At 71.6% G+C, this 15,001-nt stretch carries 13 protein-coding genes; 7 read left to right on the top strand and 6 right to left on the bottom strand.

Features of this window, described 5'->3' with window-relative positions; translation table 11 throughout:
* The coding region (locus CXP56_RS09015) for a sigma-70 family RNA polymerase sigma factor (RefSeq protein ID WP_286900709.1) at nt 1-875 on the bottom strand (875 nt) is incomplete at its 3' end.
* Between the two features lie 340 nt (nt 876-1,215).
* Here CXP56_RS09015 and CXP56_RS09010 point away from each other — a divergent pair.
* From CXP56_RS09010 to purE, 4 genes are read left to right on the top strand one after another with little or no spacing between them, the layout of a single operon-like run.
* Nucleotides 1,216-2,010: a GGDEF domain-containing protein gene (locus CXP56_RS09010; protein ID WP_286900708.1), complete on the top strand. Its 795-nt coding sequence runs from the start codon at nt 1,216-1,218 to the stop codon at nt 2,008-2,010.
* 24 nt (nt 2,011-2,034) lie between these two features.
* The gene (locus CXP56_RS09005) at nt 2,035-3,219 is read left to right on the top strand and encodes a glycosyltransferase 87 family protein (RefSeq protein ID WP_156899366.1); all 1,185 of its coding nucleotides are present in this window, start codon (nt 2,035-2,037) and stop codon (nt 3,217-3,219) included.
* Between the two features lie 12 nt (nt 3,220-3,231).
* Entirely contained in the window at nt 3,232-4,416 is a 1,185-nt protein-coding gene (locus CXP56_RS09000) for a 5-(carboxyamino)imidazole ribonucleotide synthase (protein ID WP_028848881.1), read from the top strand.
* A 14-nt stretch (nt 4,417-4,430) separates the two neighbouring features.
* On the top strand, nt 4,431-4,934 hold the full coding sequence (purE, locus tag CXP56_RS08995; protein WP_028848882.1) for a 5-(carboxyamino)imidazole ribonucleotide mutase: 504 nt from the start codon (nt 4,431-4,433) through the stop codon (nt 4,932-4,934).
* A 349-nt stretch (nt 4,935-5,283) separates the two neighbouring features.
* On the opposite strand, the gene CXP56_RS08990 is transcribed toward purE, so the two are convergent.
* Nucleotides 5,284-6,297 carry a serine hydrolase gene (locus tag CXP56_RS08990; RefSeq protein WP_028848883.1) on the bottom strand — a complete coding sequence of 338 codons (1,014 nt, stop codon included), beginning with the start codon at nt 6,295-6,297 and terminating at the stop codon, nt 5,284-5,286.
* A gap of 210 nt (nt 6,298-6,507) precedes the next feature.
* Here CXP56_RS08990 and CXP56_RS08985 point away from each other — a divergent pair, with 210 nt between their 5' ends.
* Nucleotides 6,508-7,647 (top strand): acyl-CoA dehydrogenase family protein, encoded by a 1,140-nt coding sequence (locus tag CXP56_RS08985; protein WP_028848884.1) that lies wholly within the window; start codon nt 6,508-6,510, stop codon nt 7,645-7,647.
* 112 nt (nt 7,648-7,759) lie between these two features.
* Here the strand turns inward: CXP56_RS08985 and CXP56_RS08980 are convergent, their stop codons facing one another.
* Together CXP56_RS08980 and CXP56_RS08975 are read right to left on the bottom strand one after the other, a co-directional pair.
* Entirely contained in the window at nt 7,760-8,467 is a 708-nt protein-coding gene (locus CXP56_RS08980; protein ID WP_286900705.1) for a TIGR03089 family protein, read from the bottom strand.
* Nucleotides 8,468-8,801: 334 nt separating this feature from the next.
* Nucleotides 8,802-10,004, bottom strand: a complete 1,203-nt coding sequence (locus CXP56_RS08975; protein ID WP_286900704.1) for an LCP family protein — start codon at nt 10,002-10,004, stop codon at nt 8,802-8,804.
* Between the two features lie 74 nt (nt 10,005-10,078).
* Between CXP56_RS08975 and rfbB the strand changes: the two genes are divergently transcribed.
* Together rfbB and rfbD are read left to right on the top strand one after the other, a co-directional pair.
* A complete protein-coding gene (rfbB, locus tag CXP56_RS08970) occupies nt 10,079-11,068 on the top strand; it encodes a dTDP-glucose 4,6-dehydratase (RefSeq protein WP_286900703.1) in 990 nt (329 codons plus the stop codon).
* Nucleotides 11,065-11,982: a dTDP-4-dehydrorhamnose reductase gene (gene rfbD, locus CXP56_RS08965; RefSeq protein ID WP_028848887.1), complete on the top strand. Its 918-nt coding sequence runs from the start codon at nt 11,065-11,067 to the stop codon at nt 11,980-11,982. Before rfbB ends, rfbD begins: the two co-directional genes overlap by 4 nt.
* A gap of 192 nt (nt 11,983-12,174) precedes the next feature.
* Here the strand turns inward: rfbD and CXP56_RS08960 are convergent, their stop codons facing one another.
* Nucleotides 12,175-13,284, bottom strand: a complete 1,110-nt coding sequence (locus CXP56_RS08960; protein WP_286900702.1) for a glycosyltransferase family 4 protein — start codon at nt 13,282-13,284, stop codon at nt 12,175-12,177.
* Nucleotides 13,277-15,001: glycosyltransferase family 4 protein (locus CXP56_RS08955; RefSeq protein WP_286900701.1), on the bottom strand; the 1,725-nt coding region annotated here is incomplete at its 5' end. The genes CXP56_RS08955 and CXP56_RS08960, both read right to left, overlap by 8 nt.

Genomic DNA, 15,001 nt, shown 5'->3' with positions numbered 1-15,001 from the left:
GCCGCGACTCCGGTGGTGGCCGCGGCGGCGCCTGCCGTGGCGGCCGCGGCCTTCGCGGAACTCGCCAGCGCCAGGTAGCCGAGTGCGGCCCCACCCAGCACCAGCGGCGCGACGACGGCGCGCAGGGCGCCGTTGATGTCGGCCAGCTCCGCGGCGAGGGCGCGGCAGTCCGCACAGTTGTCGAGGTGGTTCTCGACCTGGGCGCGTTCGCGCTTGGACAACCCGTCGCGCGTCCACGCGCCCAGCCGATCGGCGGTGGCGCGGCACCGCTCCGCGGCCGTCTCGGTCAGGTGCACCTGCAGGTAGGCCTGCCGCAGCGCTTCCCTGGCCCGGTAGGCCAGCGCGGACACCGCGTTGGGGGACAGGCCGAGCAGCGGCGCGATCTCGGCAGGCGTCTGCTGTTCGATCTCGGTGTGCCAGAGCACCATCTGCCACCGCTCCGGCAGCCGGGCGAACGCCTGCGCGGCCATGGAGCGCTCCAGCCCGGCCACGGCGGTGTCGGAGAACGGGACGGTCAGCGCGCCGCCGAGCGCACCGGTGACCTCGGACATGTCCTCGTTGAGGTCGATCCGCTTCTCCCTGCGCGCCTTGTCGTAGGCGACGTGCCGCAGCGAGGTGAGCAGGTAAGCGCGGAACGCCGAGTCCGGGCCCTTGCCGGCGCGCAGCGTGTCCAGCAGCTTGGCGAACGCCTCTGCCACCAGGTCGTCGGCTTCGGCGTTGGACCGCGCCAGCTGTCGTGCCAGGTTGTACGCCGCGCCCACATGCCGCTCGTACAGCGTCCCGTAGGCGGAGGTGTTCCCGTTGCGCACCGCGGCGATCAACTCGGCATCACTGGGACCGTGCTGCTCGGTGCCCCCAGTCGGTGCGGTGGTCACGGGCCCTCCTTGTCCCCAGTCCTGCGGTGCGGTCCCAGTCAGGCGGCGCATTCCTCAGACGCCGTCCGCGCACCAGTGTGACGGACCTGAGTCGCTACGTCACCACGAGGCTGGCAAGCGTAACCGTGGGTAGCGCTGCGCTCCAAGGGCCGGTGGAGTGTCGCACCGGCTTCCGCGGTCACCCGGAACCGTGATCTATTAAATGGCGTCACAATCCGTGGCTGAACTCGTCACTCCGGTGGACGCGACAATGCCGGGGAAGGGGCGGCAAGTGACGGACGGGCCAACTGTCGGTGCGCGTTCCGCCGGGGCGGATGACCCGGGCAGGGAACAGCGGCCGGTGCTTCGGCCGCTCGACCTCGATCCCCGGGTGCTGCGGGCGCGCTGGCGCTCGGCGAGCCTTGCCGCCGGATGGCGCTTTCCCAGCGACTGGGGAGTGCCCGAGGTGGACATGGTGTGCGCGGCCTTGACCGCCGGGGGCGCGACCGATTCGGTGCTGTCGGCGTTGGGGCGCGCACGGGCGGCCTCGGGGGCCGGCCTGGAGGAGACGTTGACGGATCTGGCCGCCCTGCACGCGGTGCTGGCCGGTTCCGACGGCGACGGGTGGGTGACGCCCGACATCGACGCCACCCCGGTGCGGCTGGTCCGCATCACCGCAACGGCCTGGGCCGAGGCCGCGCTCGACCGCCTGGCCAATCCGGAGGTCATCGATCCGCTGACCGGCCTGCCGACCGGCTCGTACCTGCGCACCCGGCTGGCCGAGGTGTACCGGGCGGCTGCCCGGACCGGGCGGCCGGTGCCCGCGACCCACCTGCTGATCGTCGCCACGGTCGACGCGAGCGCGATGACCGGGTGGGCCCGGCTGACCGGGATGATCCTGACCGCGGACGCGCTCCGGAAGGTGTTCGACGGCGGGGAGACGGTGGCCTGCCTCGGTCCGTCCACACTGGCCGTGCTGACCGGCCGGGACGACGAGCTGCCCCGCAGGATGATGGCGGCGCGCCGGGAGATCACCGCCCGGCTGTCCCGTGACGAGCAGCTGCACGGGCTGCCGCCACCGGCGTTGCGCATGCTGCGCTTCCCGCCGACGTTCGCCGAGTCGTGTGCGGTGTTGAGCACCGTCGGCCGGGCCTGATCCGCCACGCCCTACTCTTGCTGCGTGCCCACATCGCTGCAGCGTCGGCTCCGCGCCCACCGTGGCGCGGTGGTGCTGATCGGCCTGCTGGCCGCGCTGCCGCTGGCCGTCGGCGTCATCGGCTGGCTGGCCGGGTGGCCGCTGGGCATGGACAGCGTGGTGTACCGGGCGGGCGCCAACACGCTGCTGGACGGCGACCCGCTCTACGACACCCCGACGCTGCCCGCGTACGAGCCCGAGTGGGCGCTGCTGCCGTTCACCTACCCGCCTGCCGCGGCGCTGTTGTTCGTCCCGTTGGCCCCGCTGGCCATCCCGGTGGCCTGGGGCGTGCTGGGCGCGGTCTCGGTGTCGTGCCTGGCCGTCGTGGTGTGGCTGAGCCTGCGCGCGACCGGGGCGCGGCTCTTCGCCACCACGGCCACCGCCACGGCGGCGCTGACCGCGGCGGCGATCCTGCTCGAGCCGGTGTGGCGGACCATCTCGCTCGGCCAGATCAACCTGGTCCTGATGGCCCTGGTGATGGTGGACGTGCTGGTCGTCGGCGCGCGGGGCAGCCGCTGGGGCGGGGTGCTGATCGGCGTGGCGTCCGCGATCAAGCTCACCCCGCTGATCTTCGTCGCGCACCTGGTGTTCATCGGCCGGTGGCGCGATGCGATCCGGTCGGTGGCGACCTTCGCCGGGCTGCAGGGCGTGCTGCTGCTCATCAGCCCTTACGACGTCGTGCGTTACTTCACGCACGCGCTCGGTGACCCGGAGCGGATCGGGACCATCCACTGGTCGGACAACCAGGCGCTGAACGGCCTGTTCCTCCGGCTCACCGGCGGGGCGTCGTGGTCGTTGGCCGCGGCGATCGCCGTCGGTGCCGTGCTGGCACCGTTCGCCGTGCTGCTGATGCGCCGCTACCAGCTGCGCGGCGAGCCGCTGCAGGCGCTGCTGGTGACCGCGTTCTACGGGCTGCTGGTCTCCCCGGTGTCCTGGACCCACCACTGGGTCTGGGCGGTGCCGCTGCTGGTCGTGGTGCTCGCGCACGGCGGGCGCCGCCGGTGGTGGCCGGCGGTGGTGCTCACCGCGGTCTTCGCCAGCTATCTGCTGCTCATCCTGCCCGGCGGCCGGGACCCCGATCTCGGCTGGTCGGTGGTCGACCACCTGCTGGGTAATCTGTATCTCTACGTGCCCCTGGTGCTCGGCGGCCTGCTGTGGTCGCGACGGTAGGGTTTGGTCGTCATGGATGCGCACACGGGGCTGCCGATCGTCGGCATGGTCGGCGGTGGACAGCTGGCCCGGATGACCCATCAGGCGGCCATCGCCCTCGGGCAGTCCTTGCACGTGATGGTGGCGGGCGAGAGGGATTCCGCCGGGCTGGTCGCGGGCAAGGTGGTGCAGGGCGACCACACCGACCTGGATGCCCTGATGGCGTTCGCGTCCGGGGTCGACGTGGTGACGTTCGATCACGAACACGTCCCCAACGAGCACCTGCGTGAGCTGGTCGACGCCGGTGTGGTCGTGCGGCCGGGTCCGGACGCGCTGCTGCACGCGCAGGACAAGCTGCGGATGCGCCAGCGGCTGGCCGAGGCGGGGTGCCCGGTGCCCGCATTCGCGGCGGTGACCCGCCCCGACGACGTGCGGCGGTTCGGTGACCAGCACGGCTGGCCGGTGGTCGTCAAGGCCGTTCGCGGCGGGTACGACGGCCGGGGCGTGTGGATCCCGGAGACGCCGGAGGAAGCCGGCACGCTGGTGCGCGACCTGCTCGACGCCGGCACGCCGCTGCTGGTGGAGGAAAAGGTGCCGATGCGGCGCGAGCTGTCGGCCCTGGTCGCCCGGTCGCCGTTCGGCCAGGGGGCCGCCTGGCCGGTGGTGGAGACGGTGCAGCGCGACGGGATCTGCACCGAGGTGCTGGCCCCCGCGCCCGGCCTGTCGGCCGACACCGCGCACGACGCCCAGGAGCTCGCGCTGCGCATCGCGGCGGATCTGGGGGTGGTCGGTGTGATGGCCGTCGAGCTGTTCGAGACCGACAGCGGCGTGGTGGTCAACGAGCTGGCCATGCGCCCGCACAACTCCGGCCACTGGACCATGGACGGTTCCAGCACGTCGCAGTTCGAGCAGCATCTGCGCGCGGTGCTGGACTACCCGCTCGGCGCGACCGACCCGCTGGCCCCGGTGTGCGTGATGGCCAACGTGCTGGGCGCCGAGCAGCCGCCGGCGATGGGCCCGGACGAGCGGCTCCACCACCTGTTCGCCCGGTTTCCGTCGGCGCGCGTGCACCTGTACGGCAAGCAGGAACGGCCCGGCCGCAAGCTGGGGCATGTGAACTTCCTCGGCGACGACGTCGAGAAGCTGCGCGAGCGCGGCCGGCTGGCCGCCCACTGGCTGTCCCACGCCGTCTGGCTCGACGGCTACCAAGTGCACTGAAGGAGACCACTCGGATGCAGGCAGCTCAGCCGTCGGTCGGCGTGATCATGGGCAGCGACTCGGACTGGCCGGTGCTCTCCGCCGCCGCCGAGGCGCTGGACGAATTCGGCGTCCGTTACGAGGTCGGCGTGTACTCCGCGCACCGCACGCCGCAGCGCATGCTCGACTACGCGGCGAGCGCGGCCGACCGGGGCTTGCAGGTGATCATCGCCGGGGCGGGCGGTGCGGCGCACCTGCCGGGGATGGTCGCCTCGGCCACGGTGCTGCCGGTGATCGGTGTGCCGGTCCCGCTGAAGCACCTGGACGGGCTGGACTCGCTGCTGTCCATCGTGCAGATGCCCGCGGGGGTGCCGGTGGCCACGGTGTCGGTCGGCGGGGCGCGCAACGCCGGCCTGCTCGCGGTGCGCATCCTGGCCGCTTCGGATCCGGCACTGCGGGAGCGGATGGCGCAGTTCCAGCGCGACCTCGAGCAGAAGGTTCTGGACAAGGACGCCAAGCTGCGCGAATCGCTGAGCTGACCCACGGGCGGCAGGCGGGCGCGGGCGCTGCGCGTCCGGGCACGGCAGCGTGCGCGATTCCCGTGCCGGTGCAGGGTGCGGGCCAACAGGCACAGGCACAGTGCTGGGCGTCGAGCGGAGCCGCCGTGTTCTCCACCTGGCGTCCTAGCCGCCATGCATGGCGCGGGGCAGACCGCCAGTTGGCGAACCCGTAGGCCGGATCATTGCCAGCCGCCATGCACCGTGGGGCCAGAGACAGTGCTGTGTCCGGGTAACGGCAGCGCCCCGCGTGAACCCCGGGCAGGGCGCGGACAAACGCAGCGCCGGGCGTCGAGGGTCGAGCAGGCCGGGTACTTCCCCGCCCGGCGCCCTAGCCGCCGTTGGACGGCCGGTAGGCCGGCGCCGGGAACCGCAGCCGAGCCGACCTCGCCCCGACAGCGGAGTCCGCCACCGCATCCATGACCGTCCGGCCCAGCTGGGCACGTGCCCGCACCGCCGGATGGTTCGTGCTGAAGTCGTCGTCGACCGCTTCACCGCCGGTGAACTGCCCGGAGGCGAACAGCGCATACGTCGCCAGCGGCGTGCCGTCCTGGCCGAACACCACGCCCGCCTCGTTGCGCCCGTCGGCGAACCAACCCGCTTTCGTGGCCACCCGCAGGCGCTCCGGCGAGGTCAGATACAGCCGGAACCCGTCGGTGAACGAGGTGAGCGAGCGCAGCACGGTGAGCAGGTACTGGCTGGACTTCGCCGACAACAGCTCCCCGGTGACCAGCTTGCGCAGCAGGGTGTGCGTCTCCCTGGGCGTGGTCTTGCCCAGGAAGAACCGGTTCGGGTTCTCCACCGGGACCACCTGGGTGTGCTCGAAGCCCTTGGCGCGCAGGATCTCGTTGAGTTCCGCCGCCGGGCACACCAGGCCACACAGCCGCACGGCGGTGTTGTCCGACACCGTCAGCAACGTGGCCAGCGCGTGGCCGAGGGTGACCGACGACGGGTAGGCGCCGTCCAGGCCGAAGATGCCGTCGGTGTCCCGGATGACGATGTCCTCGGTGACGTCCACCCGCTGGTCCAGGCTCAGCACGCCGCGGTCGATCTTGTCCAGTACCGCCACCGCGACGGCGATCTTGTTGACGCTGTATGCCTCGACGACCCGGTCCGGCTGATCGAGCACGACCGGTCGCACCGTGTCGCCGTCGGCGATCGAGATCATCGACGACCAGGTGCCGCCAGCCGCCTTGGTGACGCGGCGGTACGTGCGGGCGATGCGGTCGGCGGGGGAGGCAGCGGCGGTGGCTTCGGCTTGCGACCGGGCGGCCACCACTCCGGTGCCGAGCAGCGCCCCGGAAGCCAGCGTTCCCCCGACCCCGATGGCCTTGCGGCGCGACATGGCGAATCTCATCGACCTGGCCTCGTCTTCTCCTGACGCACCCTCGCCGGGTGCTCGTCGTTCATGATCGATTCGGTGGGTGCGGGCATCGTACCGGTGAGCAGCTTCACGGACACTTCCTAGGACGTCCTAGTAAATGGCGATTAACCTAAGGGGCGGCAGACCCCGACGTGGGTCGATGTGTGGCAACGGGAGGTCCAGGTGTCCGAGCTGTACCGGCTGGCCGACGAGCACGAGGAACTGCGTGCCGCCGTGCGGGCGCTCGCGGAGAAGGAGATCGCGCCGCACGCGGCCGATGTCGACGAGAACGAGCGCTACCCGGTGGAGGCGCGCGACGCGCTCACCATGGCCGGGTTCCACGCGATCCACATCCCGGAGGCCTACGGCGGGCAGGGCGCCGACGCCATCGCCACCAACATCGTGATCGAGGAGGTCGCCCGGGTGTGCGCGTCCTCGTCGCTGATCCCGGCGGTGAACAAGCTCGGCACCATGAACATCATCCTCGGTGGCTCCGAGGAGCTGAAGAAGAAGGTGCTCGGCGACGTCGCGGCGGGCGCGATGGCCTCCTACGCGCTGTCGGAGCGGGAGGCGGGGTCGGACCCGGCGTCGATGCGCACCCGCGCGGTCAAGGACGGCGACACCTGGGTGCTGAACGGCACCAAGTGCTGGATCACCAACGCGGCGATGTCCGAGTGGTTCACCGTGATGGCGGTGACCGACCCGGACGCGCCCAGCCCGGCGCGCGGCATCTCGGCGTTCGTGGTGCACAAGGACGATCCGGGCTTCACGGTCGGCCCGAAGGAGCGCAAGCTCGGCATCAAGGGTTCGCCGACCAACGAGATCTACTTCGAGAACTGCACCATCCCGGAGGACCGGATCATCGGCGAGCCGGGGCAGGGTCTGAAGCTGGCGTTCCGCACGCTGGACCACACCAGGCACTCGATCGGCGCGCAGGCGCTGGGGATCGCGCAGGGCGCCCTGGACGCGGCGGTCGCCTACGCCAAGGAGCGCAAGCAGTTCGGCAAGCCGATCGCCGACTTCCAGGCCATCCAGTTCATGCTGGCCGACATGGCCATGAAGGTGGAGGCGGCCAGGCACCTGGTGTACGCGGCGGCGGCCAAGGTGGAGCGGGGCGAGCCGGACGCGTCGTTCGCCTCCAGCGCAGCCAAGACGTTCGCCTCCGACGCCGCCATGCAGATCACCACCGATGCGGTGCAGATCTTCGGCGGCGCGGGCTACACGCGGGACTTCCCGGTGGAGCGGATGATGCGCGACGCCAAGATCACCCAGATCTACGAGGGCACCAACCAGATCCAGCGGCTGGTGATGGCCCGCTCGCTGCTCAAGTAGGAGCAGTCGCCCGGCCGGGCGCCGGTGGGCGTACCTGCCCGCGAACGGGGCTTGACGCAGGCGTCACTGCTCGCGGCAGGCTTGCGCGAGCAGTGGTCGCCCGCGCTTGCCGTCAGGCGAGCAGGTCGGCCGTGGTGCGTTCGGCGTCCCTGCGGGCGTCCAGCTTCGCGGGGTCGGCGTTGGTGACCTGCACGACGGACGCGCCTGCCGCCAGCGGTCCCAGCAGGCCCCGGAGCAGGCCGTCCGGCAGCGTCCACTCCAGTGTCGACAGCACCCTGCTTCGGCGGTCCAGGCCAGCCTTCTCGGCGTTCCGGCGAGCCGTGTCGAGTACTTCCTGCGCGCTGAGCCCCATCAGGGCAGGGGAGTCGCCGGGCACCGGCTCCAGCGGCATGAAGTCGTCGGCGCACGCCCGGGACTCGACCAGGTAGTCGAGGGCCGGTGGGGTGACTCCGCCGGGCACGCCCCGGCCCAGCGGATCCAGAGCGACGATCGCTTGCGGAGCAGCGACGTCATGATCCCCGGGTGGCAGGAACACCACGCGCGCGTCGTCGGCCTCGGTGACCACGTGCGCGCCGCACCAGAACGCACCGAGCAGCACACCCGCGGTCTGCCAGTGCGTGGGCAGCCGCACGCACACCGGATCACCGATCTCGACATCGAACTCGTCCACCAGCCAGTTGGCGGTTTTCGCCGCCCAGTTGGCCAGCGTGGCCGCGGACAGCTCGATGCGGGTCTGGGCGGCGTCGTCATAGTGCGTGAGCAATGGACGGGCGGACGCTGTCGACAGCAGCGGGTGGAGCAAGGACTCGGTGACGTTCACACCGAGCAGGCTATCCGGGCGCCGTTGCCCGGGTGGCCCGCCAATCCGTGGCAGGACGTGCGGCGTCAGATGGTGCCTTCTCGTGCCCGCCGCGTTCTGTGCAGTGGCGGCGTCGATCTTCCTGGCCGGTTGCTCGACGGCCGGGGTGGCGGCGATCCGGCGTCGAACCTCCGGACAACCACAACGTCCCGTGTCGATCGCCCTCAGCTGCCGACGGCCGCCAGCCTCCCGGGCTGACGGCGGTCTGCCGGAGTGCCTGGCGACGGACCAGCCGAGCGAATCCACCGATGCCGGGCCCTTCGTCACCGCGACCCCGCCCGCTTCGGCCGGCGCGTCAGTTGACACAGGGCGCGCGGCCGCCGCTGATCGGCTCGCCCTCCTGGGCGGTGAGCACCCCCAAGGCCGCTCCCGGAGAGCTGCCGCCGCCCCGCGGTGCCTGGCTCGACGAAGCGCCGGGCGCGCTCGGCCCGCTCGAGGTGCCCGCCGGGTTCCCCTTCGGCCGGATGAGGTCGCGGACGAACGCACGCACCTTCTTCTCGTCGACCACCACGATGCTCTGCTTGCCGTCCGGGCTGCGGCCGTTGATGTTCTCCACCGGGATGGTGACGAACGTGACTTGCCGGGACGACAGGCTCCGTGCCTTCTGGGCGAACTCCAGGATGTCCAGGTCGGGGTCCAGCACCACGGACCGTTCGACGGCGTTCACCAGCCTGCGCAGCTTGCGGTTGTCGGTGAGCGTGTCGGTGGACAGCACCTTGTGCAGCGCCGACGCCAGGAACGTCTGTTGGCGGACGATCCGGTCCAGGTCCCCACGCGGCAGGTTCTTGCGCTGCCGGACGTAGGCCAGCGCCTCGCTGCCGCTGATGGTCTGCCGTCCGGCCCGGAAGTTGGCCCCGGAGTCGGCATCCGACGTGGCCGCGTTCAGGCACACCTCGACCCCGCCCAGCGCCTCGGTGAGCAGGTAGAAGCCCAGCAGGCTCACCTCGGCGTAGTGGTCGATGTGCACCTTGGTGAAGTCCTGCACCGTCTGGATGAGCGCCCGGCGGCCGCGCTCGTCGGAGGCCCGTTCGATCTCCTCGGCGGACATGCCGCCGCGCTGGTGCAGCCGCGCGGCCTCGGCCGCCTTGGCGACCCCGTACGCCGAGTTGATCTTCGCCTTGCCGCCGGTGGGCACGCGCACCCAGCTGTCCCTGGGCAGCGACACCGCGCGCGGCGGCCCGCCGTCGTGGGGGAACCGCACGATGATCAACGTGTCGGTGTTCACCCCGACGCTCGCCGTGGTGCGCAGCTTGGCCAGCATCTCGCGGGACAGCGGCTTGCCCTTGGCGTCGGTGCGGCTGTCCGACCCGACCAGCAGGATGTCCTCCGCGCCGTCGTCCTCCGGCGGCGAGTTGGGGATCTCGTCCAGCGCAGGCGTGGTGGTGACGTTGTCACGGAAGTCGTCCACCTTCAGGTAGGTGTACCCGGCCGCGACGACGGTGGCAGCAGAAATCACGGCCACCACCAGGTAGCCCACCCGCCTCGCCATCTTCATCATCACGCTCTAGTGAACCAGGCAAAACGCCAACGCGTGAACATACCCCTAGACTGTCGCGCGGTTGGAGGTATTGCATGCGGGTGGTCGTCACGGGCGGCGCCGGGTTCATCGGCTCGCACTACGTTCGGCAAGCACTGACCGGGGCCTACGACTCGCTGGCCGACGCACAGATCGTGGTACTGGACAGCCTGACCTACGCCGGCAACGAACAGAACCTCGCCCCGGTGAAGGACTCGCCGCGGCTGGAGTTCGTGCGCGGGGACATTCGCGACGTCGAGCTGGTCCGCGAGGTGCTGCGCGGCGCGGACGCGGTGGTGCACTTCGCCGCCGAGTCGCACGTCGACCGGTCGATCGTGGGCGCGGCCGAGTTCGTCTCGACCAACGTGCTCGGCACGCAGACGTTGCTGCAAGCCGCGCTGGAGACCGAGGTCGGCCGGTTCGTGCACGTCTCGACCGACGAGGTGTACGGCTCGATCGAGCACGGCTCGTGGCCGGAGGACCATCCGCTGGAACCGAACTCGCCGTACTCGGCGTCGAAGGCCTCGTCCGACCTGCTGGCCAGGGCCTACTTCCGCACCCACGGACTCCCGGTGTGCATCACCCGGTGCTCCAACAACTACGGGCCCTACCAGTACCCGGAAAAGGTCATCCCGCTGTTCGTGACCAACCTGCTGAACGGCAAGCGGGTGCCGCTGTACGGGGACGGCGGGAACGTCCGCGACTGGCTGCACGTCGACGATCACTGCCGCGGCATCCAGCTGGTGCTGGACCGGGGACGGCCGGGCGAGATCTACAACATCGGCGGCGGCACCGAGCTGACCAACAAGGAACTGACCGGCCTGTTGCTGGAGGCGGTCGGCGCGGACTGGGACATGGTCGAGTACGTGCCCGACCGCAAGGGACACGACCGCAGGTACTCGGTCGACATCACCAAGATCAGCACCGAGTTGGGGTATCGTCCCGCGGTGCCGTTCACCGAGGGTTTGGCCGACACCGTGCGCTGGTACAAGGACAACCGCAGCTGGTGGGAGCCGTTGCGCAAACGTGCGGGACTGGACGAATGACGGCGCTGACGTTGCTGATCCCGGGCGGGACCGGGCAGCTGGGACGAGAGTTGAACAGGCAGGCACAGCAGGCGGGTGCCGATGTCCGCGCGCCCGGCCGTGCCGAGCTGGACGTGACGAGCGCGGGGCAGGTCGTCTCCGCCGTGCGTGAGCTGGCCGAGCACGCCCGGCGGCGCGGCGGCCGCCCGGTGGTGATCAATGCCGCCGCCTACACCGCGGTTGACGCCGCCGAATCGGCCGAACGCAAGGCGTTCGCGGTCAACGCCGATGGCCCCCGCCTGCTCGCCGCCGCCTGCGCCTCGGCGCAGGTGCCGCTGATTCACGTGTCCACCGACTACGTCTTCTCCGGCGAGTCCGACCGGCCGTACGAGCCCGACGACCCGCTGGGCCCGCGCAGCGCGTACGGCCGCACCAAGGCGGCAGGTGAAGTGGCGGTGCTCGCGTCCGGAGCCGATGCCTGGGTGGTCCGCACCGCGTGGGTCTACGGCGTGGGCGGCTCGAACTTCGTGCACACCATCGCCCGGCTGGAGCGGGAGAAGGAGACGCTGCGGGTGGTCGACGACCAGCACGGGTCACCGACGTCGGCGGAGGCGCTGGCAGGCGGGCTGCTGCAGCTGGCGGAGCGCATCGCCGACGGCCAGGGGCCCGAGCAGCGGACCCTGCACTGCACCTGCCAAGGCAGCACCACGTGGTTCGGCTTCGCCAGGGCGATCTTCGAGGAGCTGGACGCCGATCCGGAACGCGTGCAGCCGTGCTCGACGCAGGACTTCCCGCGCCCGGCGCCGCGGCCGGCCCGCGCGGTGCTGTCGCCGAGGTCGTGGCTGGCGGCCGAGCTCGACCCGATGCCGGCATGGCGCGAGGCGTTGGCTGCGTACGTGCGCAAGCACCGCGACGAGCTGCGGGCGGCCGAGTAGTGGCTATTTGCCCGCTGCCTTTCGGTAGGCCGCTACGGTCAGCTCCGCACGGCGGCGCCGGGGCTGGCCTGCGCGGTGCTGTCGCCGAGGTCGTGGCTGGCGGCCGGGTTCGACCCGATGCCGGTATGGCGCGAGGTGTTGGCTGCGTACGTGCGCAAGCACCGTGACGAGCTGCGGGCGGCCGAGTAGTGGCTATTTGCCCGCTGCCTTGCGGTAGGCCGCTACGGTCAGCTCCGCGCAGCGGCGCCAGGTGTACGTGGCAGCATGGGCTCGTCGCGCGACGGACGCCTCCGGGGTGCGCGAGTCCGCCACGGCCGCGTTCATTGCAGCTATGAGGGCGTCCACGTCGCCGTAGGGCACCAGGTGGGCGTGCCCGCCGGAGACCTCCCGCAAAGCCGGGACATCCGTGCACACGACCGGAACGTCGCACGCCATCGCCTCCAGCACGGGCAGCCCGAACCCTTCGTCCCGTGACGGCAGCACCAACGCGCTGGCCCCGGCCATCACGCTGCGCAGGTCGACGTCGGAGACGTATCCGGCGTGCAGCGAGCGCGGCGATGCCTCGAACGTCCCCGGCCCGACGTAGACCAACGGCGGCAGGCCGGGATCCGCCTGATGCGCCTTGGCCAGCCAGCGCAGCCCCTTGCGTGGGCCCGCCGCGCCCACGAACAGCACGTACTTGGACGGCAGCGACAGCCGCTGGCGCAGCCGCTCGGTCGGTGGCTGGGCGGCGAACCAGGACGGATCCACCCCCAACGGGGTGACCATGATCTTGTCGCGGTCCACCTCCAGCCGTTCCGCCACCTTGTCCGCCACCGCGGCGGTCGGCGTGCAGATCACCTTGGCCCGGCGCGCGCTGACCCGCACCAGCGCGGGCAGGTCGGGCTGGCCCGCCGACTCGGGGCGGTCGAGGAACGCCAGGTCGTGGATGGTCACCACGCCTGCGGCGCGCAGCGTGCCGGGCAGGACGAAGTTCGTGCCGTGCACGACGTCGGCGAACCCGGCGAACAGCTCCACCGGTGGGATGCGGCTGCGGCGCCACGCCGCCCGCAACAGGCGGGCGGGTACCGGCATCCCGGCGGCGGTCACGCCGTGCGGCAGCATCCGGCGCAGCTTGCGCCAGCCACGCACGGTGAATGCGACGCCGCGGGATCGCACCTCCGGCATGGACGCCAGCTCTTCGGTGAGGGAGAACGTGTAGCGACCGACACCGGTGCGCTCGCCGATCAGCGGGGTGCCGTCGAACAGCACCCGCAGCGGGGCCGCCTCCCGCTCGGCGGAGGGTTGCGACGACTTAGCCACGTCTGACGACCTTACGAAGCCGCCCGGCCGCTCGTCGGCCGAGTTCGCGGATTCCTCCCGTGGCCAGGTACTCGCGCGCCAGCGCGACGTCCCGACGCAGCTTGGCCAGTCCGCGCGGCTGCGGTTCGGTGGTCAGGTCCGCCGCGCCGGGCAGCCGGTCGGCCGCGGGCCTGGGGTCGCGGCAGAACTCGACCAGCGGGCGCAGCACCTCCGGCCAGGTGAACCGCTGGGCCACCGCGGCGATCCGCTCGGTGCACGCCGCCGCGAACTCGGTGTCGTACAGGCACTTCTCCAGCGCTTCGGCCAGCGCCACCGGGTCCTCCGGCGGGACGACCACGCCCAGCTGCTCGGCGCGCACCAGGTCGGCGAACGCGTCGCCGTCGGTGGTGACGATGGGCAGCCCCGCCCACAGGTAGTCCAGCACCCTGGTGCGGAACGCGAACGTGGTCTCCACGTGCTGGTAGTGGGTGGTGACCCCGCAGTCGGCGTCCAGCAGCCAGTTCTGCCGCTCGGCGTAGGGCACCCAGTGCTGGTTGAAGAACACGTGCTTGCCGGTCAGCCCGAGCTCGTCGGCCAGCCGGACGGTGCGCGCGGCGATGGACATCTCCCCGACCTCGGGGTTGGGGTGCTTCATGCCCAAGAACACCAGGCGCACGTCGCCGCGCCGCTCGCGCAGCCGGTCGATCGCGCGGATCAGCGTGAGCGGGTCGAACCAGCTGTACACCCCGCCTGCCCAGATGATCACGTGGTCGGTGTCCGAGATGCCGTCGATGCTGGCCCGCAGCCCGTCACCGGTGCGCACCGGCGGCTGCTCCGGCAGGCCGAACGGGACCACGGCGAGCAGCGACTGGGTGGTGGGATCGGCGTCGTACAGCCGGGGCGACAGCCGGCCGATCGCCGCCAGATGCCCGAGCCACAGGTGCCGCTGCCGTTCGGAGGCGCACAGGAAGAAGTCACCGCGCTCCAGCTGCGCGTCGAGCACCCTGGTCACCCCGGCGACGTCGGCGGCCCGCCGGTCGTCCGGGGTGTCCTTGGACTGCTCGAGCAGCTCCAGGTGCATCGGGTCGTACAGGTCGCAGACCACGATCTTGTGCGAGTGCCGCTCCTTGAGCGCCGGAGCCATCTCCAGCACGTGGCCCTGCAGGACGACGATCTCCGCCCACTCGACGGGTTCGGCCAGGTCGCGGTGCCTGGCCTCGGAGACCCGGAACTGCCCGGCAGGCAGCTCGCCGAGCGCGTTCGCCGGGTTGACCGTGACCAGCCGCACGTCGTGCTCGGCGGACAGGATGCGGGCGATGTTCCACGCCCGGATCGCCGGGCCGGCCATCCGGCCGGAAAGCGCGTCCCCGGTGATCACCAGGACCTTGCGGCGACGGCCGAAGGCATCGGCGATGCCGAACGCTTCGGCGAGCACGTCGTGCGCGGCCAGGTAGCGGGGCAACGGGTAAGCCGGCTCGAGTGCGTTGCGCAGCAACGGCAGCAGGTCCGCATCGGTTCTCCGCCTGCTCGCCTGGATGCGCTCCCGGTCCTCGCGCAGCCCGTGCAGCTGCTCCACGAACTGGTCGACGGCCAGCAGACCGGCGAGCGTGCTGCGCGGGATCGGCACCGGCGAGGTCTCCGGCGGCGTCACCCCGGCGGCGAGGTCGAGCTGCGTCGGGTCGAGCTCGCCCCGGGCGGTGGCCCGGCGCACGGCCAACGCGAGCGCGGCGGGCAGCGC

This window comes from Thermocrispum sp., assembly GCF_002919275.1.
Classification (GTDB): Bacteria; Actinomycetota; Actinomycetes; order Mycobacteriales; family Pseudonocardiaceae; genus Thermocrispum; species Thermocrispum agreste.
The sequence above is the reverse complement of the archived record's forward strand: the minus strand, read 5'-3'. Positions and strand labels throughout refer to the sequence as shown.

Coding starts and splice junctions, on each gene's coding strand:
- CXP56_RS09000 (WP_028848881.1), top strand. CDS start 3,232: ATGGATGCGCACACGGGGCTGCCGATCGTCGGCATGGTCGGCGGTGGA.
- purE (WP_028848882.1), top strand. CDS start 4,431: ATGCAGGCAGCTCAGCCGTCGGTCGGCGTGATCATGGGCAGCGACTCG.
- CXP56_RS08990 (WP_028848883.1), bottom strand. CDS start 6,297: ATGTCGCGCCGCAAGGCCATCGGGGTCGGGGGAACGCTGGCTTCCGGG.
- CXP56_RS08975 (WP_286900704.1), bottom strand. CDS start 10,004: ATGATGAAGATGGCGAGGCGGGTGGGCTACCTGGTGGTGGCCGTGATT.
- rfbB (WP_286900703.1), top strand. CDS start 10,079: ATGCGGGTGGTCGTCACGGGCGGCGCCGGGTTCATCGGCTCGCACTAC.
- rfbD (WP_028848887.1), top strand. CDS start 11,065: ATGACGGCGCTGACGTTGCTGATCCCGGGCGGGACCGGGCAGCTGGGA.